The following is a 23,728-nucleotide window of genomic DNA, read 5'->3' on the forward strand; positions in this document are numbered from 1 at the left end:
TTCTATTTTTTAGTGTTGGACTGTCCTGAGGGCTTTCCTTAGGGCAGTAGTATCCCTGTTGCCCTCATTGACCCACTCTTTACAGGTGGTGAGAGCAATACCGGAATACAATATGTTTTGGATATATGCTTATTCTGCCGATGCTACTGCAAGGGCTTCCTTAGTTTCGGTTAGGGATTTTTGGATAGGACTTACGGCAACACCAGGTCTAATTTTCTGGATGTTGTTGGTTATAAGGACGTCTTCGGGGGTTAGTCCGTTTCTCACGATTCGCATCCCATTGGTATGTAAAGGACCAAGTTCTATATTTTTCACAGCAACCGTATTATCCTCGCCAACTACATAGACAAAACGAACAGATTGATTCGTTCCGATGATTTCATCAGGGATAAGTATTGCTTCATGCTCAGCACTACCTAGCAATCTGGCTTTACCGAACATACCTGGTTCTATTAGACCATCCTTGTTTTCCAAGGTAGCTCTACCTTCAATGGTACCTGTGCTTCTGTCAATTTCATTATCAACAAAGTCCATTACGGCCTCATGAACATATTCATCTTCATCTTGAAGTTTCAAAAAGACGGGATTTGCAGTAGAACGGGAAGAACCTCTTTCTCCATTTTGTGCCAAACGAGAGTACTTCAAGTAATCGGATTCGCTGCCTCTAAAGTAAAAATGAATAGGACTAGTAGAAACTATGGTTGTTAGTAGGGTAGAGTTGGAGGAACCTCCGTCAATCAAGTTTCCTTCATTGACCATATCACGGCTCACACGTCCAGAAATAGGAGCTTTCACTTTAGTGAACTCAAGGTTCAATTTTGCATTATCTACGGAAGCTTGGGCCAATTGTAGCGAAGCTTTTGCACCGGCAAGAGCTTGTTTGCGGCTATCGTATTCCTCTGCAGAGACGGCACCGGATTCTCTCAATGACTGCACACGATTGTAATTATCCTGAGCAATGGTCAATCTTGCCTGCGCCTGACCATAACTGGCTCTAGCTTGGTTGAGTGCAATTTTAAAAGGTCTTTGGTCAATAGTAAAAAGTACATCTCCTTTGTTTACTGCCTGGCCATCCTTAAAACTTACATTCTGAATGTAACCACTGACCCTGGCACGAACCTCAACACGGTTACTGGCCTCAAAACGACCAGTGTACTCATCCCATTCGGTTATCTTTTCGAATACGGGATTAGATACTTCTACCGGTAATCCTTGAGGTTGGTTCTGGGCTATTTCTTTTTCTTCTTCCTTTTCAAATGCTGAAAAGATAAGTATTGCCATTACGCCAAGCATCATGGCAAAGATCACGTACACCTTTGCGTGAAATTTTGCTGTTTTTAGATGAATAGTTTTCATAGTACTGTATTTAAATTGTGTGTTGTATAAATTTTACAGTACAAATGTATTTGTGAAGTAGACCATAAGGTTAACCAAAATCAAAGCGTAAATGACCAAAATTTAATATTGGGTTATTTAATGACTTACTTCCTCTTATTTATAAGGAGTAGGGGATTCCAGTTGGCCCTGGTTTTATAAGTCAAAGTGGTATGATTTGAATCTTCGACACAACTTTTTGTTTATTTTATCATCCAAATGATTAAACAAATAATTTTTTATCTATATTTGCGTGACTAATAGTCATTATGAATACAATACTTACATCCAAACAAAAGCAAATTATCAATGCAGCCGATTCTGTATTGCTTGAAGTTGGCGTGATTGATTTTACCGTGGATAAAGTGGTTGAACACCTAGGAATTGCAAAAGGGACAGTCTACAAGTACTTTGAAAGCAAGGATGATTTATTGGCTGAAGTAAGTACCAAGGCACTCAATCAACTTCTGAATTATTTCAAACTTAGTGAAAGAAATACTCCCAAGGGAATTGAGCAGACCAGGAATATTTTGATGTCCGTTTACCATTATGAGCAGGATTATCCGCGATATTTCGAGTTATTGGTTCATATGGAAAGACCTGATTTCAGTACTACCGCGGAATCTTATTTGAGCATTAGTCATCTATTACAAACCTTTTTTACGGAACATATTCAAAGACAGATTGATGAAGGTTTTATCAAGCCAACTGTGAATCCGCTAATATCAAATTATTTCTGTTGGGGAAGTTGTATGGGTGTGATGCAATTCCTTGATGCAAAGAAAGCTTTTCTAAAAGATAGCGAGAAGATAGAACAACGAGAGTTGTTCGAATCCTATGTAAACGTGTTGATAGACGGTATGCGAACCTAATTTTTTTAATTAAAAGTGACTGATAGTCATTATAAATATGGAAGACAAAAAATACATCTACAGCTTTCTCCGAGACCTGAAGAACAACAATTCAAAGGAATGGATGGACGCCAATAAGGGTCGTTATCAAAAGGCGAAAAATCTATGGTTGAAAGAAATAGAACTGATTTTGGAGCGACTTTCCAAGCACAACTCCTTTTTTTCGCAGTTTCAACCGAAACAAACTATAATGCGTATCAATAATAATAGGATGTTTCATCCGGATAAGCCCGTATACAAGGATTATTTTGCATGTTCACCCAACGTAAAGACCAACCCCATAGCACATATCCATATTACAGCTGGGTTAAGTTGGTCCTTCCTTGAGGGAGGTCTATGGGCACCGGAAAAACCTGTTTTAAATCAGGTCCGGGAGGCCATTGATTATGATGGGGAGGTTTTAAATGACATCATCAATGACAAGAAATTTCAAAAGATGTTTGGAGGTCTTGCCAAAGATTCCAAAAAACTCAAAAGCGCCCCAAAAGGGTATTCCAAAGAACATGAACATATTGACTTGTTGCAATACAACAATATAACAGCACAGGTTGAACTTACTGAGGAAATGGTAGTCAGCAACCATTTTGTAGACTTTGTGGAAGAAGCATATCTCACCTTAAAACCTTTGAACGATTATTTGGAAAAAGCCATATCGGTGCCTTAGATGAAATATATAATTAGCCATACCATTCTTTCTCTCATCGCCTTCGCCGCAACGAACATGTACTTCATTTTAGTACTGCTAACGGGTATTGATGCTGAAGCACATGCCATAACCAAAGGTCTTGGGTTTTATGAGTTCATGGGGCTTACCAATGGTGCGTTGCTTGTGATTTCAGTTGCTAGTATTACGTACAAGGACCTTGGGGACCGGATGCTATCTTGGGGATATTCGAACGCAATCCGCTTTCTTTGGTTGATTTTACTATCGATATCCATTTTTGTCTTGGCCTGTTCCGGGTTCTTCGCGCTTCACTTTTACATACATGGAGCCTTTGATATTGTTAAACGGGTTTATGAAAGCTTATACGACCCTTACTTCGTTTCGTTGGTTTTTTACTTCAGTTTGGTAAGCGTATTGATGTTTTTTATCTCCAATCTGGAACGTCGTTCAGGTAGCATACAACGCTTGTTGTCCCAATCGATGGGTAAAATCATGAAACCTCATTTAACTCGAAAAGGCTTTATGTTCATCGATTTGAATGATGCTACCACCATCGCGGAAAGGCTAGGAAGTGAGAAATATGCCAATCTCCTTCGAGATTGTTTTCGATTACTCAACGAGTTGGTGGCCTTTACTTCTTTTGAGATCTATCAATATGTGGGTGATGAAGCCGTCATCACTTGGAACGAAGGCTCTCCAAATGCAGATATGAAGGCTTTGCACCTCTTCTTTGATTTTAAAGCCTATCTACATGAAAGGAAACAAGATTTCATTGAGGCGTATGGTTTTCAACCTAGATTCAAGTGCGCAGTGCATACCGGTCCCGTGGTTCAAAGCGAAATAGGACATGAAGTAAAACATTTGGTGTATCATGGCGATGTACTGAACACTACCGCTCGTTTGTTGTCACAGTGTCATAAGTACTATACGGATTTTATCATATCGGAAAACGCAGTCGTCAATAAAGAGACTATTACCAAAGCATTCAATTTAAAACCTATGAACTATAGTAATCTTAAGGGAAAAGAAAAAAGTGTTAACGCTTATATCGTTACCGAAAGGGACAATACAGAATATGTTTCAAAATCAAAAAAAAATCTTTTTTTAGAACCCAGAGTGACTAACAGTCACTTTTCAAAATTCAATTTTAAAGCTATGAAAACCATTAAAAACGTAGTGATGTGTGCCTTGTTGGGTATGCTCCTAATTGCCTGTGGAGGCAGGGAAGAACAAAGTGTTGACAGTCAAGTGAACAGTCCAACGGTGGCTGAAGCCTCGGAAAGTGCAGTGCAAGTTATTCGAAAATCTGACCTGGAACTTCAGACCATCAAAAATGGGACAGTAACGAGTTATCTTCCCATAACTGGGCGGGTTATTCCCAAGTACACCACCCAGCTGGTAGCAGAAGTAACTGGTCGCGTACTTCTATCCAAAAGACCATTCAAGTCTGGTTCTGCCTATAGAAAAGGAGAAGTGCTTCTTCGAATTGACAGTCAAGAATTTGCGTTAAACCTTGAATCACAGAAGAGTGCTTTCCTCAATATCCTTACCGGAATGATGCCAGACCTTAAAGCGGATTATCCGGAAAATTATCAAAATTGGTTGACTTATATCAACAACTATCAATCTGGTCTTCCGTTGCCTGTGCTTCCAAAGACGAAGTCCAACTCTGAGAAATACTTCCTTACATCCCAGCAAGTCTACAATACTTATTTCAACATTAAAGCTCAAGAAGAACGACTGAGAAAGTTTACGCTAACGGCACCGTATTCCGGTTCGTTATCTTCCGCAATGGTGGACAATGGTGGATTGGTAAGTCCTGGTCAAACTCTGGGCACTTTTATTAGTGATAAAGATTATGAAGTGGAAGCCGCTGTAACCCTTGAACTGGCAAAGCAACTCAAAATAGGACAGAACATCGAACTCTATAACAAGAGCTTGAATGAATCCTTTGCGGCCAAAATCATACGTATCAACAATATTGTTGACCCCAATACCCAGAATATTCCTGTATTCCTTCAAGTTTCCCATAAAAACTTGCGGAGTGGTATGTATCTAGAAGGCAAGGTTCGCCATAACACCTTTGAAAATGCGGTTAAAATTCCGGTAACAGCCATAAACCGGGATAATACGGTTCACTTATTAAAAGAAGGCGTAATTCGCAAGGAAGCTGTTGAAATCATGAATTCTGAAGTGACTGAAGCGGTAGTGAGCGGATTGGACGACAACACACAACTCATACTGAATTCATTCCAAAATCCTGTATCAGGTTTAAAAATTCTCGAGTAAGATGAAAAAGCTCATTACTTATCTCATTCAGAAACCCAAGATAACCGACATTTTTGTTGGATTGATTATCGTTCTGGGATTGATAACGGTCGCAAACATGCGTTCCAATTTTTTACCGCCTGAACCCGAGAGTTTTATCAATGTAAATGTGGTATACCGTGGCGCATCTCCAGAAGAACTAGAAACCGACGTGGTCAATAAAATTGAAGATAATATTGATGGCCTGAAAGGTGTGCGTCGGGTTACATCCACTTCGGAAGAAAGCTTCGCCAATGTCAAAGTGGAGATTTTAGATGATGCGAATCCTAACGAAGTGTTGCAGGACGTAACCAATGCGGTGGACCGTATTACCACCTTTCCAAAGGCGGTTGAAAGTCCAACTATTTTTAAAGAAGAAATTCTGAACTACACCATGACCATTGCCGTTACTGGGAATGAAAGTGTTCGAGAACTAAAAGATTATGCCAAAAACATAAAAGATGAATTGTTGTTCTCACCGGAACTATCTCAAATTATTCTTTCGGGCTATCCTGAAGAAGAAATCGAAGTCAGCTTTCGAGAAAGTGATTTGAGAACCTACAACATTGCCTTTGATGAAGTAAGTGCGGCCATCCAAAGGGAAAACATCAAAGCATCAGGAGGAAAACTGAAAACAGGTAGTGAAAACATTCTGTTGCGTTTGGACAATCGTTCCTACACCGCTCAAGGTTTGCGTAATATCGTGATTAAGACAACCGCCGATGGTAAAATCATAAGACTACAGGATGTTGCTGAAGTAAAAGACCGTTTTGCCGATAAACCCGACCGCATTTACATCAACGGAAAAAAAGCTGTAACCCTCAAGGTTTTTTCAAGAGCCCAAGAGGATATTTTGGAGAATGCAGAATACGTAAATGAATACCTGGCGAGGTTCAACGCAAGTCATGAAGGCATTCAAGCTGAGATTATTGAGGACAAGAGCATCTCCTTGAATGACGCCATTGGTACCCTACAAAACAATGCATGGCAAGGTATTTTGTTAGTATTGATTATACTAGGGCTATTCCTAAATCCAAGAGTTGCGTTTTGGGTTGCCTTCAAAATTCCAGTAGCGCTTTTAGGGATGTTTATTCTTTCCAATTTCTATGACCTGACCATCAATCAAGTTTCCTTATTCGGGATGATCGTGGTTCTCGGTGTCATCGTGGATGACGGGGTAGTAGTTGCCGAGAACATTTATCAGAAGTATACAGATGGCCTAAGCCCCTTGCAAGCAGCAGTAAAGGGTACCCTTGAGGTGGTACCAGCGATAATGGCATCTTTGGCGACCACCGCTTTGGCCTTTTCATTGTTCTTCTTTTTGGATGGCCAGTTAGGGGATTATTTCTCTGATATTTCCTTTGTGGTGTGCGCAACCTTGTTTATCGCCCTCATGGAAACCATTTTCATCTTACCCATTCACATTGCACGTTCCAAGGCATTGACCAAAGAGGATAAACCCTGGAAAATTACGCAAGCCACCAACAATTCGTTGTTGTGGTTTCGGGATAAAATCTATTTCAAAGGGATACGATTTTTTGTGAAGAGACCCGTTGTAGGGATTGCCTTGGTCATCGTGTTTATGATTTTGACGGTTGGCGCCATGGGCTCAGGTTTGATAAAAGGAACCTTTTTCCCAACGATTGACCAAGATGTCATTACCGCGAAATTGGAATTACCTCTTGGAACGGATGAAAACCTGACCAATCAGCGCTTGATTCAAATTGAAGAGGCCATTTGGAAAGTAAACGAAGTGTATAAGGCCAAAAGAGAGGATGGTGAAAACATCATCAATTACACGGAACGGATACTAGGACCCAATACAGATGAAGGACTGGTCAATATCTACATGATGGAAGGCGACCGAAGGGGTATCCTCAGCTTTGAAATTGCTAATGCCATACGGCAAGAAGTTGGACCTATTCCAGAAGCTACCAATCTTTCCTATGGAAGTATTGCTGTCTTCGGAAAACCTGTTTCCATTGCGCTATTGGGAACCAATTTTGAAGAGGTTCGCGAGGCTAAAAAGATGTTGCGAACCTATTTGGAACAGCGAGATGACCTTAAGGACGTAACTGATACCGACAAGCTTGGAATGCCAGAGCTTGAAATGAAACTCACTGCCAAAGCCCGATTTTTAGGATTATCCGAAGGGCAGGTATTCGATCAAATTCGGAAAGGATTTTTTGGATTGGAAGCCCAAAGTTTGCAGCGGGGAGATGAAGAGGTCAAAGTATGGCTACGTTATGATGAAACCGACCGGAAACGAATTGAGCAGTTGCAAAATGCCCGCTTTATTACGCCATCAGGCGCTTCTTACCCCATTGGGGAAATCGCCACTTTTCATGAAAAAGAGGGTGTTCGGGAAATCAACCATCAGAGTGGTATTCGTGAGGTTCGCGTTGAAGCAGATGTGGCTAGCCTAATGACTTCTGTTCCCGCCGTTCTTGGAGAAGCAGAGGCAACGGTCTTAAAAGACATCAAGCAAAAGTTTCCAAACCTACGCTACACCTTGGAAGGGGAAGCACGATTGAGCAAGGAAACCCAAGATAGCAGTCAAGGGCCCTCAACCATTGTCTTTATTTTGATAATTGCGATAGTGCTCTTCAACTACCGTTCTTTTGGTAAAACACTAGCCATTCTATCCATGTTGCCTTTCGCCTTTGTAGGCGTCGCCTGGGGGTCGTTCATTCATAATGTGCCTGTTAGCATTTTCTCCATTTTGGGAATGATTGCCCTTTGGGGAATTTTAATCAATAATGGGTTGGTCCTATTATCAACGTACAATGACCTTATCAAAACCGGTAAAGACGCAAAAGAAGCGCTGAAGGAAGCAGCAATCTCTCGTTTTCGGCCTATTGTTTTGACGACCATTACGACGGTTTTTGGATTGGCGCCTTTGCTTTTGAATAATTCCGTGAGTGCGCAATTCTTGAAGCCTACTGCTATCGCTATTGCCTACGGGTTAATATTTGGTACCGTACTCACCTTGATTTTCCTACCATCCATGTTGACGGCGATTAACTGTATCAAGGTTTTTTATCATAGGATCTTAAGACGGAGGAAACATGCCACAGCAACAAGCATTGATATCGAATTGGTAGAAGAACGTAGACTATTATCATAATCTAAAAACAGAAATGAAACTTCAATTTTATATACGGCTGTTTGTGACGTTTGCCCTCATAAACGGGTCAACCCTTTCAGCTCAAGATAAACCGCAAGAAACCTTAACGCTGGAGCAAGCCATTGCCTTGGCCCTAGAAAACAACCAAGCCCTCAAGATTGAACAAAAAAGGGTGGAAATCTCAGACGAACGCAACAGTATCGGAAATGCAGGCTTGTTGCCAACGCTTAGTCTAATTGGTGATGCAAATTATACCAACAATTCAACCGATTTGACGATACGTACCTTTCAGCCCAATCCACCTGTCGTTAGTTTTGATGAAGATGGGGTGGCTTCTACCACGCTTCAAGGTGTTGCTCAGCTGGATTATACGGTATTCGCTGGTTTTAGTGGGAGGTATCGCTACCGACTTCTCCAAAACGAAAAACAAGTGGCCAGTTTGCAGCAACGTGCAACTATAAATGAGACCGTCCTGTCCGTATCGCGACTGTTTCTTGAAATTGCCAAACTGCAACGCAGGGAGGAGCTTTTAAGGGAAACACTGGAAATCACCCAAGAACGGATTACCCGAATACAGGATAAAAAATCGTTCGGTAAAGCTACAGGATTGGACGTTTTGAATGCCGAGACCGACCTGAATCGGGACAGAACATCTTTGGACAATGTACTGTTGGCAAAGAACACCTTAAAGCGGGACTTAAATTTCTTGATTGGATACGAAGCAGAAAGAAGATACTGGGTCTCTGCGGTATACAACTCCATGCAAATTTCTTCTTTAGAAGAGGTGAAACAAGCAGTTCGAGCGAACAACCCCAATTTGTTGCTAGCCCAAGAGGGGGTAAGCATTTCAGAAAACCAAATCGGGTTGGCACGTTCAGGCTCCTTACCCCGTATTGGCGTATTTGCCAACTATGGCTATTTCTACCAAGAGAATGACGTGCAACAGTTGGCGGAAATCACCAATGTAGGGTATACTGTTGGCGGACGTATCACAATGAATCTCTTTAATGGGGGGCAAAATAAATCTGCTATCAAGGTGGCCAAATTGGAAAAAGAAAGTATTCAATTGGAGAAGGAACAACTCGAGGATAGACTGGTTACCGATGCCGTGACCCAAGTGAACCGCATTACTATCATCGAGGACCAACTGGAACGAGAACGTCTCAATTTGGATACGTTTCAGGAAGCCTACGAACGTACGGAGGAACGATTCAAAAATGGAAAAGCAACAAACCTAGATGTTCGAGATGCTCAAACGGCCTTGTTGAATGCACAAATCAGTGTTGTGGAACTTCAAGCAGATTTGATGATTGCACACATTAGTTTAAGAAACCTTATTGGAAAAATATAAACTTAATTTTATGAAAAAGAAAAAGCATATGAACATGGGTGGGCTCTTTAGTGTCGGAGGTATTGGAAGTGGGGAATCTCCAATGGAAATAGAAACTTTAATGAGTCTTTCGTCAAAAAACAAAGAGAAAGCTTTTGAAGAGCTATCTGTAATCAAGAAAGCAAAATAGGGACTGCTGTTCTGACACCCACCCAAAAAATAACCTTAACTTGATGAAGAACCGTGGCACGTGTTTTGTGCACTTAACCATTTCAGGAATAATAGAAGTAAAATTGTATTTGACTCATTAATTTTGGGGTACGTCTTCAGTATTTTACCAGGTCGAATACAGGATTACTTGTTCTCAAAAATGTGTTGGGCATCACGACATATTTAACCTGTACTTTCATTTGAAATCAAAATTAGAATAATTGGGTATTTCTAAATTGAGACAATTCATACAATGAAAAACATAGTATCTAAAGGAATAAAAGACGCTTTAAGACTGGTTTTTTTCTCAATGGTTGCGTTCAACTTATCCTGTGTAGGGGGAAAGTATACCTATCAATTTGATACTGGTAAAAAGCTGGATTTTAGCAAGGGCAAATGGATATTGAATCAGACAAAATCCAATTCTACTTTTAGATATGATAAAAAGCTTTACAATGAATCATTTGAACAATTCAAAAAAATTTTAGGAGATTCCTTGATTGATATGACCTCTCTAAGAAATACATCTTTGGTTGGTCCTGAGATAAAAATGGAGCCTTCGCAAGCGGAACTTTTGCAATTGCACCAAGATTCCAATTGTGATTATTTAATAAACTTGACGGGTACTGTTATTTCGGAAGGAGCGGGCAGTCTTTCATTCAATGACCCGAATTCAAGCTATACCACGAGTAATAGCTCTAGTGTTTCAATTCAAATTTATGATTTGAAAACAGGTATGATTATTTCGTCTTCAAGAGCTTTTGGAAAGGATACCCAAGAAAATTCTGTATTTGAGAAGGAGGGAGCACTTAGTCTTCACAGCAGAGCGGAACCTATAATGATTCAAGCCGCAGAAAGGCTTATCAACAAGTATAATAAATATAGAATCGACAAATAGGTCAGAGTTTTGCCTTGGGTAAAAACGGTTGAAATCCATTAATTTTCAGAGCTAACTGTACCAAGAACTTCTATCCAATTTGAAGTTTTGTTTAATTTTTAACTTAATCAAATTAAACAAACCTATTTATACGGTAATTTTGTAAAACATAGAAAAAGTACATTTTGTGCTACACTATGGGCGGCATTTTATTGAAATGAATTTATAAATGAAAAGTGCCACCGAATTCGAAAAGAGTAGTTTATGGGCGTTTTAAAATCAAAATATAAAATTCACATTGTGGGAGCGGGTGTAAGTGGTTTGATAGCTGCAACCGTTCTAGAGCAAAAAGGATATCACCCCATTATAATTGAATCTACCGATAGGGTCGGGGGTAGGGTTAAGACTGATGTCTTGAATCAGATTCCATTGGATCATGGATTTCAAGTATTGCTAACAGGTTATCCTATGGTCAAGAAATATCTTGATTTAAAGGAGTTACAACTTTTCTATTTTGACCCTGGCGCTTCCATTGTTACGGATAAAAAAAAGATGACCATCGGTGACCCACTGCGGAAGTTTACTTTCGTTATTCCCACCTTATTGAGCAAAATAGGCTCACTTGGTGATAAAATCAAAATAGTAAAACTTCAAAAAAAGCTTAGAAAAAAGACGATAGAGGAGATTTTTGATAGTGAAGAAACCACCACAATGGAATATTTGAAAAGCTGTGGTTTCAGCGAAGAAATGATAAAGCTATTTTTCCTGCCCTTTTTTAGCGGTATTTTCTTGGAAAACGAGTTGTCCACCTCAAGTAGGATGTTTGAGTTTATCTATAAAATGTTTGGTGAGGGATACGCAGCGATTCCAAAGGATGGTATTGGGGCAATTCCAAACCAGTTAAAGGCAAAGCTTAAGAACACGGAATTCATTTTCAATACTGAGGTTGCCCAGGTTGCAGATGGACATATTTCCCTTAAAAACGGTGAAACCATGAAAAGTGATTTGACCATTATAGCAACAGATGCCAATGCCCTTGTTTCCAACCTAAGAGGTCAAGAAATATTATGGAAGGGTTGTGACACTCTCTATTTCGAAGTTGAAAAGCAGGATTCCAGGTTCAAGGTTATTGAACTGTTCGCCAATGAAGAAGCAATTATCAATAGTGTATTCTCATTAAATGATTTGTTTGAATGGAATAACCCGAATCATATTCTTTCGGTAACTGTTGTCAAAAAGCATAAGCTAACTACTGATGACCTTATTAAAAAGGTAACGCAGGAATTGAACATGTATTTGGAATTGACCAAAGTTAAATTTCTAAGGAATTACTCCATAAAAATGGCATTACCGGATATCAGAAATGTCCAAAACATGATTAGTCCAGAGGAAACCAGATTAACTTCCAGAGTGTTTCTAGCTGGGGATACCCTTCTAAATGGTTCGCTAAATGGGGCGATGCAATCTGGTGAGTTGGCAGCTATGGGAGTGATTAACTTGTTGGAAGAAAGCCAAGATTTGGCCCAATTTACCTCTGAGTATATCTGAATTGAATCGCTGTCATAGCTACTTCGTTTTAAGTTAACTATAGCTTCTTAACATTGAGGCAATGAGATAAAACCGTTACAAGCATTTATAAGATGAATAAAAACAAAGAGCAAGAATGGTTAAAGAAGGCCCGTGAACATTGGGGTTACAAGGGAGATAAAAGGCCTCCTTTTGCAGTAGTACCCAAAAAGGGGCAACGGTCCGTATGGGACTTCCCACGTCCACCGATTATTGAAGATGTAGCCAAACATGTTACCATCGGTCATCAAGGTGTCATATTAGCCGATTCCAAAAGGGCACTTGCGGTTCTTGAAACGGCCAGTCCCCCCACATACTATATTCCTGAACAAGATGTAGACATGTCGAAAGTAGTCATAATACCGAAAAAGACTTCTTTATGCGAATGGAAAGGCAGTGCTACCTATTGGGCGTTAAATGGCGATACAGATAAGCCCGTTGCATGGTCCTACAAGAATCCATTTATAGAATTTGAAAAGTTACGAAACCATTTGGCCTTTTATCCACATTTTTTGGACTGTAGAATTGATGGGGTGCAGGTTGAACCACAACCCGGAAGATTTTATGCTGGATGGATTACCCCAGACCTGGTTGGCCCTTTTAAGGGAGAACCTGGTACGGGTCATTGGTAATACCTTTGGCGATGTATACGAGTACACAAAAAAAATCGTTCTTAGTGTATGAAAAGATTGCTTGTACTACTTCTTCTTGTATTTCTCTCTTGTAGTGACGATAAAGATAATGGCGACACTAACTCAACGGAAGAACTACTTAATGCCATTGTGAGCGCTCCCGTGGCATTTTCGTACTCTGATGTAGAAGCTCAAAACTTCTTTCAAATTCCCTCTTTGGCCTACATCAGTGGTTATTTTTACTTTGAGGAAAACCTAGCAGAGGATATCATTTTTGGTTTGGATGTTGAACTTCTTGAAGGTTTGCAGAATCCTGTCCGATTTGAAGGTGCTGATTGGATGGCCCTTGCTGGTTTTGATAGAACGGGTAGGCTATGGTTCCCAATAGGATATCCAGAGAATTTGGAAGGAACTCCAACGGGTACCGATAATTGGATTGTTCAGGATTTTGGAGTTGACCTTCGACCCAACATGTGGTATAAAATGACGATTACAGCGGACTTTGATGCATTGGAATTTGTCTCTGTTCGATTGGAAGGAGACCAAGTGGATAAAACCCTATCCATTGAAGGCAATGCATTGGAATATCCAAATTATGCACCATTCACAGAAGCCTCATTAACTGCATACACATTTGCACTCAGGGGTACAGAGTTTGCACCAGATAATCCTGAAGGTTGGGATGTTTATTTTGACGATATTGAAATGGGAATACAATTGATGTCAGGAGAATTCAAAATCATCTTTGAAGACGGATTCGAGAATCAAACGACAGTGAACAATATTCCAATCACGGACGTTCCCATAATCTTGGACCAAATCCCTGAAAATCGTTGGTATCTTGAAAATGATGATGCCAAACTTTTGATAACGGATAAGTTTGCAAGATCAGGGCAAAATTCCTTACAATGTAGTGCTGATTTAAGGGAACAATCATTGAATTAGGTTGAAAAGTCAAGGATAAAAGATTATTGTAAGAGTTGAGGAATGGCCTATTGCTATTTAATCAATATCAATAAGCTTTCCTTTGGATTCTGCGTAGGCAATGCCCCAATCGGTTATTTTTTGAATCACAGGGACAAAGCTTTCCCCAAAAGCGGTTAATGAGTATTCTACCTTGAGAGGGGGCTTGGTGCCAAATACCTTACGATTTAAAATACCATCAGTTTCCAATGCTTTCAATTGAAGGCTCAACATTTTTTCCGTGATATCTGGCATAATTTTTTTTAGTTGAGAAAACCGCATTTCCCCATTTCTCAGATACCAGATAATAACACTTTTCCATTTACCCCCAATGAAGTGTAAGGTTGCATTTGTACCGCAATGAAAAATTAACTCACCTACTTTATAAGCTTTTTGTTTTCCCTCGACAATCATTATATCTTTTTGACCTGTCAACAATGACAGCTATTGCGTAGCAAAGATATTCAAAATACATTCATACTGTAAAAAGTATAGTTTAAGATATTATGGATTTTATATCAGATTTTGTTGGCTATTTTGCCTTGGTACTTAATCTCTACTCCATGTCTGCCAAATGCGAACAGCGGTTGCGGGTTATTTCTCTTGTAGCCAATGGCATTTATATACTATACGGAATCTTAATTCATGCGACACCTATTATAGCAGGGTGTTCCATAGCGGTTCTATTGCATGCATACCGCTTACATCAAATGAAAATCAAAAGGTATGGAACAGATACGGCAGGCTAAAAAAGGCGATGCTACTCTTATTGCCATGTTAGGACGGACAACATTTAACGAGGCCTTTGGCCACTTATTTCATAGCCATGATGAATTGAAAACGTATTTGAGTGCCACATTCTCAATAGAAAAGATTGAAAACAGTCTTGAGAAAGAGAACAACGTGTATTGGATTGCTTTTGTGGACCGGCTTCCGGTAGGCTACGCGAAATTAAAACTCAGATCACCTTCAAATTTCATACGCTCAACCAACATTTCGCAACTTCAAAAAATTTATGTGCTCAAAGACTTCTTATCTTTAAAGATTGGAAGGCATTTGCAAGATCAAGTTTTTGCAACAGCGGTAAGGTCTGGGGCTAAAGATATATGGCTTTCTGTATGGCAAGGCAATCAACGCGCAATCCGTTTTTATGAGAAAAATGCTTTTAAAAATGTAGGGAATCACCAATTTACGATAGGAACCCAAACCTTTGATTTCATGATAATGTCTAAACGTTTAAACCATGGATAAACCTTGCACCTATAAAGGTCAAAGAATGAGAAAAGTCTGTTTTTTTATATTACTTCTAGCCCTAGCAATCTCTTGTCAATCTAAGAACACCACGAAGGAGAAAAGTAATTCAACCGTTTCCAACGATACTGTTCCAAACCATACACTTAATGAGGAAAATGTCATTTTTGAGGAAATAGAAGAAGAAATCGTTGAAGATGATATGGATTTTATGCCACCTATAGAGGAACAGAGCTACTATGGCATTGAAATTGGAAAACCAATAAAAGACTATGAACTCCATTCGGGAACACTAAAAACCGGTGAAGGCGAATTTCAAGTACATTATATGTTTTATAAAAAAGACACACTTGGATATGTATCAGGTGAGGATTTGATTGAAACTATTCATATTTGGGATAGGCGAGGGGCTACAAATGAAGGGGTCAGGGTAGGTACTACTTTTGGAGAAATCAAGGATTTGTTTCCTTTACCTAAGGTGCACGGTTCAGAAATGGAATCTAGGGTTCACGTCTTCCATAAAAAGCATATGTATCGCTTGGATTACTATAATTTAGAGTATGAGTTGGACCATTCAAGAATACCTGATTCGGTAAGAGTTACTGAAATCATAATCCATTAACTATATGAGAAGATTAAATGTCGTATTGATACTTGTTGGAATCTTGGTGCCGATGCTGGCAATTTCTCAAAAGGTATCTAAAAAAGATAGAGCAAAAAGTATTGTGGATGCCGTGAACAAGAAAGATGCTGCACAATATGTGGAGAATTTTAGCGAGAACGTGAAGGTTTACATGTACGAGGAAGATGGGAGCTTTGTTTTAAGGGTTGATGGTAAAGAAGCGTTGTTCAACAACCGCAAAACCCACCTTTTAAATCACCCTAATGTTAGAAATGAAATTCAACATTTAGCTGAAATTGACAACAGACTGATAATGCATGATATTGTTTGGCTTACCCCCGAACGAAAAGAAGGTAGTTCCGTTGTTGAGATTTTTACCTTTAATAGTACCGGAAAGATTGCACGTGTGGATGTCATTCAGCAAAAGAATCTTTTTAACGAAGAGTAGTAAAACCCAATTTTTCCACAGAGTCATTGAAAAAGGACGTATCTGGGCGGGACCTGTCCATTCAGTCTTAGATAGACTGTAATTTGCCCTCTATGGTGTGCTATATGGTCCGTAAGTAAAAGAAATATCTGTCGCTTTGTACGATTGAAACCAAAATAATCCAGCTCTTCATCAAATTGCGTAATGTCAAATTCTTTTATGAAGTCGATGGTTTCTTGAAATGTCTCTTTTACCACATTTATTATTTCTTCTTTGGATTTATCGGCCACTTTGTACCTTGTGTCTGTATTCCAATTTCTAGATTCTCTTCCTCCCAATAAGGACTGAGTATGCCAATCCATAGCATACCCAATATGCATCAGATTTTCGGCAAAACTCAGTGACTCGCGAGCGGGTCTATAGTCATATTTTTCCTCAGGCATGGCATTTGCAACTTCGAGAAGATATTTCTTAGAGTTTTCGAATCTTTCCAAATACTCTTTGATAACATCACTCTCCTGAGCTGTAAGAGATGCTCCAAGTAAGTAGAAAACCAAAACTATCAGAATGTGCAACGGATGTTTCATGATGAAGTAAGTTTACAGTACTAAATAACCGGAATTTCTTATCGATTTAATAGATTAATGGGTCTGATTTTGGTACTAGTACCTTATTCTTTATTTCCATGATAAACTGAAAAATCTTTTTTTAACTCGAAGATTGAAATGAATTGCAATTCTGTTTCGCAGTAGAGCTTTCTTTACAACATTTTTATCAGTTCTTCGTCGAGTATATTATTGATATTGAATGGATTTGCCAATATTGTGGTGATTATTAGAACCTATGCGAGCTTATTTATTTCCAGGACAAGGAACCCAATTTCCAGGTATGGGGAAGGAGTTGTTTGACAGTTCTTCTCTGGCCCGAACGTACTTTAAACATGCCAATGAACTTTTAGGTTTTTCAATTACTGAAGTGATGTTTGATGGATCTGCCGCAGATTTGAAACAGACAAAGTTTGCACAACCCGCTATTTTTTTGCATTCATACATCCAATCAAAAGTTCTTGGGGATAACTTTCAACCAGATATGGTGGCGGGTCATTCATTAGGAGAAATATCGGCATTGGCGGCTGTGTCATCCATTGATTTTGAATCTGCTCTAAAACTTATTAGTACTCGAGCATCTGCAATGCAATCCGTATGTAATATCAAGGATACTGGCATGATGGTAGTAGTAGGGCTACATGACGTTATCGTAAAAAACATCTGCAAACAAGTAGATGGGATTGTCGTACCAGCAAACTATAACACGCTTAATCAAGTGGTGATTTCAGGTGAAATGAAAGCATTGGAAGAGGCAGGTAAAAAATTAAAGTATGGCGCTGAACGAGTTGTTAAGTTAACAGTCAATGGAGCATTTCATTCACCTTTTATGGAGCCCGTGGTAAATGAATTTACTAAAGCTATTGAAAAAACACATTTCAAAAAACCGTTGCGTCCGGTATACCAAAATATAGCAGGACGCCCTGTGTACGATGTTTCAGATATAAAGAGGAATCTTATCAATCAACTAACCTCGCCAGTAATGTGGCGGCACACCATTCTTCATATGATAGAAGACGGTGCTACGGAATTTGTTGAAATAGGTCCAGGTAAGTTTTTAAGCGGCCTGGTAAACCAAATCAACAAAAAAATAAGAACTTGTAACACCCTAGTGTAGACTACTAATTAAATTACCCAATACTCTTAAAAAGCGATTTGACACATTTTGCTTGAGGCTTCCCGGCTTCATGCTAACTGTAGCGTAAGTATGAATAGCGTTCTTCATGACCAAGGGTGTTTTACTTCATTTCCTTTGGTAGTAAGCAACATATTAGAAGAGACCTCATTTGTGAAACAGCAAAATCTCAAGACTATTTGAATTTCAATCAAAGTGATTTAGCAAATCCAAAGCTTGATTCAAATGTCGTTTTTCATGAGAGACAATGATGTCCAAAGCGATTTCCAAGGTGTACACAATGTTCTTGTTGGCAGGAGAGGCAATTACTAATTTATCATTTAGGAAAGGATTCATTTTTCCGACCTCAGCAATGAGCGCGGTTTGGTGATTCACAAATCTTTCCACAATTCCTTGGTCAAAAACCTCCTTTTTGGGCTGCCATACGGGAAAGGTATTCATCGGTTTCTTTCGTTCTGGCTCCACAGCCTTTAAAATCATCTTTCCACAAAAAGAAACAAAAAAGCCAATCTTTCCCAGAGCAGGAGTTTTATGGGTTCCGTTTTGGATTGCTTTAAAAACTGGAAAATACGACTCATTTGTAATGATAAGGTGTTGCAAGTTTTGCGCAATGCTCCAGACTCCAGATTCTGGTCGCCAATTGAGGTCACGTTCTTCTAATTTTCCGAAATGCTCGTTCACTTTTTTGGAAACGGTACTCAACTGTGTTTTCCAATTGTTTTCTTCCATTTATTCCATATTAAGAGATTGCTACAATCACTTCCTTGTCAAGTCCATTACTCATCCAAATGAACGGTTGGCGAAGATATATCGACGAGAGCTCCACTGGGGTCCTTCAATAACATCCGTCTTTGCCCGTAAAAGGTATTTTCTGGCTTAGCCAATATCTCAAGGTTCTCCTGGCTAGCGGCTTCAAAGATTGCATCAACATCGACTACAACAAAGGTGAGGTAAAACCCTTGTGGATTATCTCGATATTGTTCGGGAACCAAATCACTGTTTCTGTCGATGATTCCAAGTTCTAGTTTCTCACCCTTTGAAACCAAATGAACAAACCAGTCACTATCGAATTGAACATCAAAATCAAACAGTTTGGTATAAAAACTCTTACTATCCGATACATTGTTGGAACAAATGTTTACAAAAAGTCTGTCTATTTTTTTCATGTTATGATTACTAATTATTTGCTATTGCGCTACTCTTTACAATACGATATCAATTCATCAAATTTATGGTAAGTCCTAAAAAACATAGGAATTAATTCACCCGTTTTTGTTCATCCTCAGAACCATATCCTCGTTCTTTTCTTTTTGAGCCTGTTCCAAAATTGTAGCGAAGGGAAAGCGAACCGATATTACCTTCCGATTGGTATATCCAATCCAAATTAGCATCATTCTCAGGAATATCTGAATCGAATTGTAGAAACGAATTTCTATCCAATATATCCCTAAAGGAAAAAGACAATTGCCATCTATCGGAAAAACGATAGGATGCTCCCAAATTCAAACCTATCGCCGCATCACTACCAGAAAGTCCTAAAATTCTTGGAGAGATATAGTTGGCTGAAAAATCAGCAGTAAGTTTTGATGAAAGTTGATATTGAAAATTACTGTTCACATTTATGTACCAGTTGTTGCGGGTTAAGGATATGCCTTCATAGATAGGAACTTCGTGTTGCCAAAGACCACTAATGGAATGGTTAGAGGTCAATTTAGGTAACAATTTCACTGGAAAGGAGAGGGTAGCACTAAACAGCTTTCTGTCCTCAATGGGCTGTGGAATCAAGGTTGTGGTGCTAAAGTCTTCCGAGAAGCTAGGTGTCCCCCAGGCGTTTGGACTTCTTTCGTCCGTGAATTGAAAGGTTAGTTGCTTCCTTTTATGCCCTAAGCTGTATGAAAATGACCTGGCCGTAACAGGTCGTATCGCTGGATTACCAGTAACAATGGTCGTCGAGTTGAAAAAGAAAAAGGCTGGTGAAAGCGTATTGAAATTAGGTCTCGTAATTCGTTCCCCATAGGAAAAAGAGGTGTTCCAGTTCTCATTTAGCCTATGTGACACTCGTAAACTTGGGAAAAACTGTCCACGGTTCAGTACAATGTCATTCTCTTCCCCCACGGTGCTTAAGTTGGAGTCGGTATACTCATACCGTAAACCTGCATTCACATCTGTTTTCTCACCAAGTTTAAAATTCAAGTCCACGTAGGCTGCCCAGATATCTTCATCCAAGTTTCTAATTTGGGATAAGGTCTCGTCCATGATAGGTTCTCCAGATGAAAAATCAAATACTGAAACATCATTGGTGAAACTTGAAATAGTGGCCTTTACTCCAAAGCCCAAAGTCGTACTTTCATCCAAAGAGGTATTAAAATCAGCCTTGGCCACATGAAATTCTACATCCGTTTCAGCTTCTGAAATGAAAGACCTGTTGCTAACCACTTCATTCTCCGTTCTGACTTCGTCATAGGTAGCATCATTTTCGTTATCATAACCCAAGTAGTCGTATTCAAATCCGAGAGTAGAGTTTTCTCCTATTTTTTGGTCAAGAAATATGCTTGTCAAAACATGGGTCCAATCGTTTATTTCAGTACTCCTCAAGTCTTCCGTGAATAATCTGTTTCCATTTTCTGTACCTACGGTTTCACTGAATGCATCCAAATCCCAAGCATTTTTACGAATTTTAAATTCACCCCCCAAAGCTGTTTTTTCGGAGAACTCGTATTCTCCTCCTAATCGCAATTGAGTCAATCCAGTAAATGCGTCGCGAGCGCTGTTTAAGTCCTCCCTAAAACGATTGCCGTCCAAGGTATACGCTCTATCGATAAAAGTGGGCTGTTCGTTGTAATCGTTGTTGTTGCTTATAGAGGTGAAGAAGCTCAACTTTTTTCCAGAGTAAAAGACATCTGCTGAAGCTCCATACTTAATATCGTCCCCGTATCCTGTATTTGCGACAACAGTACCGCTCCAACCTTGGTTAAGATTATCTTGTTTAAGAATGATATTAATGACACCAGCGGTTCCTTCTGCGTCGAAACTGGCAGGTGGGTTATTGATGAGTTCCAATTTTTCAATATTTGAAGCTGGAAGTCCGTCCAACAATTGAACCAAAGCACCACCCGACATTCTGGTGCGTTTTCCATTGATGTAAACAGCTGTTCCCTCTTTGCCCAACATTCCAATTACACCATTTACTCGGTTCACGGTCATGCCTGGAGATGTCTCAATAACGGATAGGGCAGAACCCCCAGCATTAATGGAACTGCTTTGTACATTTACCACTGTACGGTCGGGCTGTCTTTCATACAAATTTCTCCTGCCGACAAGCTCTACTTCATCCAATTGCTGAACATCTTCAGCTAATTGTATAGGTTCTTCAATTCTAATTTCGGTTCTGCCATCCAATTCGTAGATAGGGGAGTCATAATCTGAAAAACCAATGGATGTAATCCTTAGAAAAAAGGTACCGTTTTGGGTTGTTTCCAAAATGAACCTTCCCATTTCGTCACTTATGGCCCCAGTGATTAATCTAGGATCTTCGGCATTCAAAAGCAAAACATTTGTAAAGGGAAGCGGTTCTTGATTTTGGTCAACCACGGTTCCGGAGATACTGTTCTGGGCACTACTAATGGATACATAAAGTAAAAGGAGTGCCGCTACTATTCTTTTCATTTGTACTGATTTTTGTTTTGACCAAAACTAAATCTGTACTACCCCTAAAAATTCTGTAAAATGCCCAACTACTGGTTTATTGATACAAACAGATAAATCTGTTTTTCAGTTCATTATGTTTTGTGGCGTCAATTTTTAAAGATGGCCGGCTACTTTTTCAAGCACAACAATTGCCCTAGGTATTTACTGAAAATGAATACCCTAAAAACCATTGAAAATTCAATACTTCACCTAGAATTTGGAACACTAAATGTTATTGGGGCTCAATCGCTCCAATACCTTGTCCTTGTAGATTTTCCCAATGGGAATGGACTTTCGGTCAAGGGTAAGATAGGTATTTGTATAGTTGGTGATATGAGACACCCCTACCAAATAGGATTTATGGGCACGTAAAAACAGATTATTGGGCAACCTTGCTTCCATTTGACTAATGCTGACCAGTGTCACATAACTTTTCTTTTTAGTCACAATTTTGACATGGTTCTTGAGACTTTCTATGTATATGATTTCGTGAAGCTCGATTTTTACGTTTTCCCGTTCACTTTTCACAAAAATAAAAGGCTCGTTCACCAGGGAATAGCTTTCCTCGGCCTTTAGTAGGGGCTCTTCACGTTGTAAACGCCTTAGCTTGGTTACCGCCCTCATCATATTGTCCAATGATATGGGCTTTAAAAGATAATCCACTACATCCAGCTCAAAGCCTTCCAAGGCAAAATTTCTGTGTGCAGTAGTAAGAATAACCATAGGGGCATCTTTCAATGCTTTTAGGAACGAAATACCATCCATTTTGGGCATTTCCACATCAAGGAACATTACATCTATTTGTGATTTTCCCAAAAGTTCAAATGCCTTGGATGCATTTCTAGCGCTTCCCACAAGCTTGAAATCACTGAATTCTTTAAGATGGGTCTCTAGAACTTTTATGGCCAAAGGTTCATCGTCTACGATAATACATTTAAACATAGGTAAGGTCCATTTTTTGAGTTAGTTCTAGGTCAACCTTGTAAGTGTCGCCGTTATGGATTTCCAAGGCATGCGCATCGCCATAGATCAACTCCAACCTCTTTTTTACATTAGCAAGGCCAAATCCACTCTTTACCCTTACCTCGCCATTGTTTGAGGCTTCATCGTGAACTGTGTTCTCTACCGTAAAGGAGAACGTATCTTCAGTGACCTGTACATTGATTTTAATCCAGCTTCGGCTCAGGTCTTTGGACACTCCATGTTTAAAGGCATTTTCAACAAATGAAATCAATATAAGAGGTGCGATTTGGAACCCCTCATGCTTGCCCACTACATTATAATAAATTTCAAGTTCCTCTCCATAGCGCAGCTTTTCTAAGGCTATATAGTTTTCCAAGTTTTCAAGCTCTTTGTTCAAATCTATGAATCTTACGTTTGAGTCATAAAGCATGTAACTCATCATTTCAGATAATTTGATGACCACATCACCCGATTTGGAATCTCCTGTAATGACCATGGCGTAAAGATTGTTCAAGGTGTTGAACAAGAAATGCGGCTGCAATTGATGTTTAAGAAACTGTAATTCGGTTTCCAATTTTTGCATAAAAACCTCTTGGGCCTTTTTTTGTTGTCGGGTCTGCAACTGAATTAGCTTAATGGGCAATACTAAAGAAATCACAAAAAGTAAATCAATGGTTTTATAGGCAATATGAAAGGTCCAGAATTGAGTGCCGTCTATTTTATCCAGAAAAGACTCAGCAGTTACCAAATACCTACTTATATAATAAAAATCCACCGCTCGGAACAAAAGTCCACCAATAAAGGAGAGTAGTGCGACACTAATGAAAAAGGCATAATATTTTTTCTTTACGATGTATTTTGGAAAGAGGTGGTAGATAATAAAATAAGTAAAAGAGAGTTTAATGGGAAGCACACAAAGCTCAAAATACACCCAAGAGCTATAATCCCCATTTTCAAAGGCCCCTTCGTTGACAACGACATAAAAGCACAGCCATGCCAACCAATAGAACAAATGCCTGGAAACTCGTTCCAAGCTCCATTCAGTATATGTCTTAGTAATATCGAGCATGGCGAAAT

At 39.4% G+C, this 23,728-nt stretch carries 23 protein-coding genes; 15 read left to right on the plus strand and 8 right to left on the minus strand.

The window, feature by feature from the left end:
- Window positions 1-129: 129 nt before the first annotated feature.
- Entirely contained in the window at window positions 130-1,356 is a 1,227-nt protein-coding gene (locus CLV81_RS16030) for an efflux RND transporter periplasmic adaptor subunit (protein ID WP_106146303.1), read from the minus strand.
- Window positions 1,357-1,643: 287 nt separating this feature from the next.
- Between CLV81_RS16030 and CLV81_RS16035 the strand changes: the two genes are divergently transcribed.
- The 10 genes from CLV81_RS16035 (at window position 1,644) to CLV81_RS16080 (ending at window position 13,943) form a co-directional block, all read left to right on the plus strand.
- Window positions 1,644-2,246: a TetR/AcrR family transcriptional regulator gene (locus CLV81_RS16035; protein ID WP_106146305.1), complete on the plus strand. Its 603-nt coding sequence runs from the start codon at window positions 1,644-1,646 to the stop codon at window positions 2,244-2,246.
- A gap of 37 nt (window positions 2,247-2,283) precedes the next feature.
- A complete protein-coding gene (locus tag CLV81_RS16040; protein ID WP_106146307.1) occupies window positions 2,284-2,949 on the plus strand; it encodes a DUF2461 domain-containing protein in 666 nt (221 codons plus the stop codon).
- Window positions 2,950-5,238: an adenylate/guanylate cyclase domain-containing protein gene (locus CLV81_RS16045; RefSeq protein ID WP_106146309.1), complete on the plus strand. Its 2,289-nt coding sequence runs from the start codon at window positions 2,950-2,952 to the stop codon at window positions 5,236-5,238.
- 1 nt (window position 5,239) lies between these two features.
- Entirely contained in the window at window positions 5,240-8,383 is a 3,144-nt protein-coding gene (locus CLV81_RS16050) for an efflux RND transporter permease subunit (RefSeq protein ID WP_106146311.1), read from the plus strand.
- Between the two features lie 13 nt (window positions 8,384-8,396).
- Window positions 8,397-9,734, plus strand: coding sequence for a TolC family protein (locus CLV81_RS16055; RefSeq protein ID WP_106146313.1), 1,338 nt, complete (start codon window positions 8,397-8,399; stop codon window positions 9,732-9,734).
- 10 nt (window positions 9,735-9,744) lie between these two features.
- Window positions 9,745-9,903, plus strand: a complete 159-nt coding sequence (locus CLV81_RS20605) for a hypothetical protein (RefSeq protein WP_158259137.1) — start codon at window positions 9,745-9,747, stop codon at window positions 9,901-9,903.
- A gap of 273 nt (window positions 9,904-10,176) precedes the next feature.
- Complete coding sequence (locus tag CLV81_RS16065) at window positions 10,177-10,821, plus strand: hypothetical protein (RefSeq protein WP_106146316.1); 645 nt, start codon at window positions 10,177-10,179, stop codon at window positions 10,819-10,821.
- Window positions 10,822-11,064: 243 nt separating this feature from the next.
- Window positions 11,065-12,348 (plus strand): FAD-dependent oxidoreductase, encoded by a 1,284-nt coding sequence (locus CLV81_RS16070; RefSeq protein WP_106146317.1) that lies wholly within the window; start codon window positions 11,065-11,067, stop codon window positions 12,346-12,348.
- Window positions 12,349-12,440: 92 nt separating this feature from the next.
- Window positions 12,441-12,998: a DUF427 domain-containing protein gene (locus CLV81_RS16075; RefSeq protein ID WP_106146319.1), complete on the plus strand. Its 558-nt coding sequence runs from the start codon at window positions 12,441-12,443 to the stop codon at window positions 12,996-12,998.
- A 48-nt stretch (window positions 12,999-13,046) separates the two neighbouring features.
- Window positions 13,047-13,943, plus strand: a complete 897-nt coding sequence (locus CLV81_RS16080; protein ID WP_106146320.1) for a hypothetical protein — start codon at window positions 13,047-13,049, stop codon at window positions 13,941-13,943.
- Window positions 13,944-14,000: 57 nt separating this feature from the next.
- Here CLV81_RS16080 and CLV81_RS16085 read toward each other — a convergent pair whose 3' ends face one another.
- Window positions 14,001-14,375, minus strand: a complete 375-nt coding sequence (locus CLV81_RS16085) for a winged helix-turn-helix transcriptional regulator (RefSeq protein ID WP_106147652.1) — start codon at window positions 14,373-14,375, stop codon at window positions 14,001-14,003.
- Between the two features lie 92 nt (window positions 14,376-14,467).
- On the opposite strand from CLV81_RS16085, the gene CLV81_RS20470 reads away from it, so the two are divergent.
- The 4 genes from CLV81_RS20470 to CLV81_RS16100 are packed head-to-tail and all read left to right on the plus strand — an operon-like array spanning window position 14,468 to window position 16,282.
- Window positions 14,468-14,710, plus strand: coding sequence for a hypothetical protein (locus tag CLV81_RS20470; protein ID WP_146129917.1), 243 nt, complete (start codon window positions 14,468-14,470; stop codon window positions 14,708-14,710).
- Window positions 14,688-15,212, plus strand: a complete 525-nt coding sequence (locus CLV81_RS16090; RefSeq protein WP_106146322.1) for a GNAT family N-acetyltransferase — start codon at window positions 14,688-14,690, stop codon at window positions 15,210-15,212. Before CLV81_RS20470 ends, CLV81_RS16090 begins: the two co-directional genes overlap by 23 nt.
- Before the next feature lie 25 nt (window positions 15,213-15,237).
- Window positions 15,238-15,834: a hypothetical protein gene (locus CLV81_RS16095; RefSeq protein ID WP_146129918.1), complete on the plus strand. Its 597-nt coding sequence runs from the start codon at window positions 15,238-15,240 to the stop codon at window positions 15,832-15,834.
- A 4-nt stretch (window positions 15,835-15,838) separates the two neighbouring features.
- Window positions 15,839-16,282 (plus strand): hypothetical protein, encoded by a 444-nt coding sequence (locus tag CLV81_RS16100; protein ID WP_146129919.1) that lies wholly within the window; start codon window positions 15,839-15,841, stop codon window positions 16,280-16,282.
- 23 nt (window positions 16,283-16,305) lie between these two features.
- On the opposite strand, the gene CLV81_RS16105 is transcribed toward CLV81_RS16100, so the two are convergent.
- Window positions 16,306-16,848: a DinB family protein gene (locus CLV81_RS16105; protein ID WP_106146327.1), complete on the minus strand. Its 543-nt coding sequence runs from the start codon at window positions 16,846-16,848 to the stop codon at window positions 16,306-16,308.
- Between the two features lie 256 nt (window positions 16,849-17,104).
- Between CLV81_RS16105 and fabD the strand changes: the two genes are divergently transcribed.
- On the plus strand, window positions 17,105-17,983 hold the full coding sequence (gene fabD / locus CLV81_RS16110; protein ID WP_106146330.1) for an ACP S-malonyltransferase: 879 nt from the start codon (window positions 17,105-17,107) through the stop codon (window positions 17,981-17,983).
- Window positions 17,984-18,187: 204 nt separating this feature from the next.
- Here fabD and CLV81_RS16115 read toward each other — a convergent pair whose 3' ends face one another.
- The 5 genes from CLV81_RS16115 to CLV81_RS16135 form a co-directional block, all read right to left on the minus strand.
- Complete coding sequence (locus CLV81_RS16115) at window positions 18,188-18,730, minus strand: DinB family protein (protein WP_106146332.1); 543 nt, start codon at window positions 18,728-18,730, stop codon at window positions 18,188-18,190.
- A 47-nt stretch (window positions 18,731-18,777) separates the two neighbouring features.
- Window positions 18,778-19,167, minus strand: coding sequence for a VOC family protein (locus CLV81_RS16120; protein ID WP_106146333.1), 390 nt, complete (start codon window positions 19,165-19,167; stop codon window positions 18,778-18,780).
- Between the two features lie 91 nt (window positions 19,168-19,258).
- Window positions 19,259-21,667, minus strand: coding sequence for a TonB-dependent receptor (locus CLV81_RS16125; RefSeq protein ID WP_106146336.1), 2,409 nt, complete (start codon window positions 21,665-21,667; stop codon window positions 19,259-19,261).
- A 246-nt stretch (window positions 21,668-21,913) separates the two neighbouring features.
- Window positions 21,914-22,630: a LytR/AlgR family response regulator transcription factor gene (locus tag CLV81_RS16130; protein ID WP_106146338.1), complete on the minus strand. Its 717-nt coding sequence runs from the start codon at window positions 22,628-22,630 to the stop codon at window positions 21,914-21,916.
- A complete protein-coding gene (locus tag CLV81_RS16135; RefSeq protein ID WP_158259138.1) occupies window positions 22,623-23,720 on the minus strand; it encodes a sensor histidine kinase in 1,098 nt (365 codons plus the stop codon). Before CLV81_RS16135 ends, CLV81_RS16130 begins: the two co-directional genes overlap by 8 nt.
- Window positions 23,721-23,728 lie beyond the last annotated feature (8 nt).

The organism is Flagellimonas meridianipacifica, from assembly GCF_003001695.1.
In the GTDB taxonomy this organism is placed as follows: Bacteria; Bacteroidota; Bacteroidia; order Flavobacteriales; family Flavobacteriaceae; genus Flagellimonas; species Flagellimonas meridianipacifica.

What these genes read in the sequence shown, in the direction of transcription:
- CLV81_RS16090 (WP_106146322.1), top strand. Translation starts at nt 14,688, where the DNA reads ATGGAACAGATACGGCAGGCTAAAAAAGGCGATGCTACTCTTATTGCC.
- CLV81_RS16100 (WP_146129919.1), top strand. Translation starts at nt 15,839, where the DNA reads ATGAGAAGATTAAATGTCGTATTGATACTTGTTGGAATCTTGGTGCCG.
- CLV81_RS16080 (WP_106146320.1), top strand. Translation starts at nt 13,047, where the DNA reads ATGAAAAGATTGCTTGTACTACTTCTTCTTGTATTTCTCTCTTGTAGT.
- CLV81_RS16130 (WP_106146338.1), bottom strand. Translation starts at nt 22,630, where the DNA reads ATGTTTAAATGTATTATCGTAGACGATGAACCTTTGGCCATAAAAGTT.
- CLV81_RS16120 (WP_106146333.1), bottom strand. Translation starts at nt 19,167, where the DNA reads ATGAAAAAAATAGACAGACTTTTTGTAAACATTTGTTCCAACAATGTA.
- CLV81_RS16095 (WP_146129918.1), top strand. Translation starts at nt 15,238, where the DNA reads ATGAGAAAAGTCTGTTTTTTTATATTACTTCTAGCCCTAGCAATCTCT.
- CLV81_RS16045 (WP_106146309.1), top strand. Translation starts at nt 2,950, where the DNA reads ATGAAATATATAATTAGCCATACCATTCTTTCTCTCATCGCCTTCGCC.
- CLV81_RS16075 (WP_106146319.1), top strand. Translation starts at nt 12,441, where the DNA reads ATGAATAAAAACAAAGAGCAAGAATGGTTAAAGAAGGCCCGTGAACAT.
- CLV81_RS20470 (WP_146129917.1), top strand. Translation starts at nt 14,468, where the DNA reads ATGGATTTTATATCAGATTTTGTTGGCTATTTTGCCTTGGTACTTAAT.
- fabD (WP_106146330.1), top strand. Translation starts at nt 17,105, where the DNA reads ATGCGAGCTTATTTATTTCCAGGACAAGGAACCCAATTTCCAGGTATG.
- CLV81_RS16030 (WP_106146303.1), bottom strand. Translation starts at nt 1,356, where the DNA reads ATGAAAACTATTCATCTAAAAACAGCAAAATTTCACGCAAAGGTGTAC.
- CLV81_RS16115 (WP_106146332.1), bottom strand. Translation starts at nt 18,730, where the DNA reads ATGGAAGAAAACAATTGGAAAACACAGTTGAGTACCGTTTCCAAAAAA.
- CLV81_RS16035 (WP_106146305.1), top strand. Translation starts at nt 1,644, where the DNA reads ATGAATACAATACTTACATCCAAACAAAAGCAAATTATCAATGCAGCC.
- CLV81_RS16135 (WP_158259138.1), bottom strand. Translation starts at nt 23,720, where the DNA reads ATGCTCGATATTACTAAGACATATACTGAATGGAGCTTGGAACGAGTT.
- CLV81_RS16125 (WP_106146336.1), bottom strand. Translation starts at nt 21,667, where the DNA reads ATGAAAAGAATAGTAGCGGCACTCCTTTTACTTTATGTATCCATTAGT.
- CLV81_RS20605 (WP_158259137.1), top strand. Translation starts at nt 9,745, where the DNA reads ATGAAAAAGAAAAAGCATATGAACATGGGTGGGCTCTTTAGTGTCGGA.
- CLV81_RS16070 (WP_106146317.1), top strand. Translation starts at nt 11,065, where the DNA reads ATGGGCGTTTTAAAATCAAAATATAAAATTCACATTGTGGGAGCGGGT.
- CLV81_RS16085 (WP_106147652.1), bottom strand. Translation starts at nt 14,375, where the DNA reads ATGATTGTCGAGGGAAAACAAAAAGCTTATAAAGTAGGTGAGTTAATT.
- CLV81_RS16040 (WP_106146307.1), top strand. Translation starts at nt 2,284, where the DNA reads ATGGAAGACAAAAAATACATCTACAGCTTTCTCCGAGACCTGAAGAAC.
- CLV81_RS16050 (WP_106146311.1), top strand. Translation starts at nt 5,240, where the DNA reads ATGAAAAAGCTCATTACTTATCTCATTCAGAAACCCAAGATAACCGAC.
- CLV81_RS16105 (WP_106146327.1), bottom strand. Translation starts at nt 16,848, where the DNA reads ATGAAACATCCGTTGCACATTCTGATAGTTTTGGTTTTCTACTTACTT.
- CLV81_RS16055 (WP_106146313.1), top strand. Translation starts at nt 8,397, where the DNA reads ATGAAACTTCAATTTTATATACGGCTGTTTGTGACGTTTGCCCTCATA.
- CLV81_RS16065 (WP_106146316.1), top strand. Translation starts at nt 10,177, where the DNA reads ATGAAAAACATAGTATCTAAAGGAATAAAAGACGCTTTAAGACTGGTT.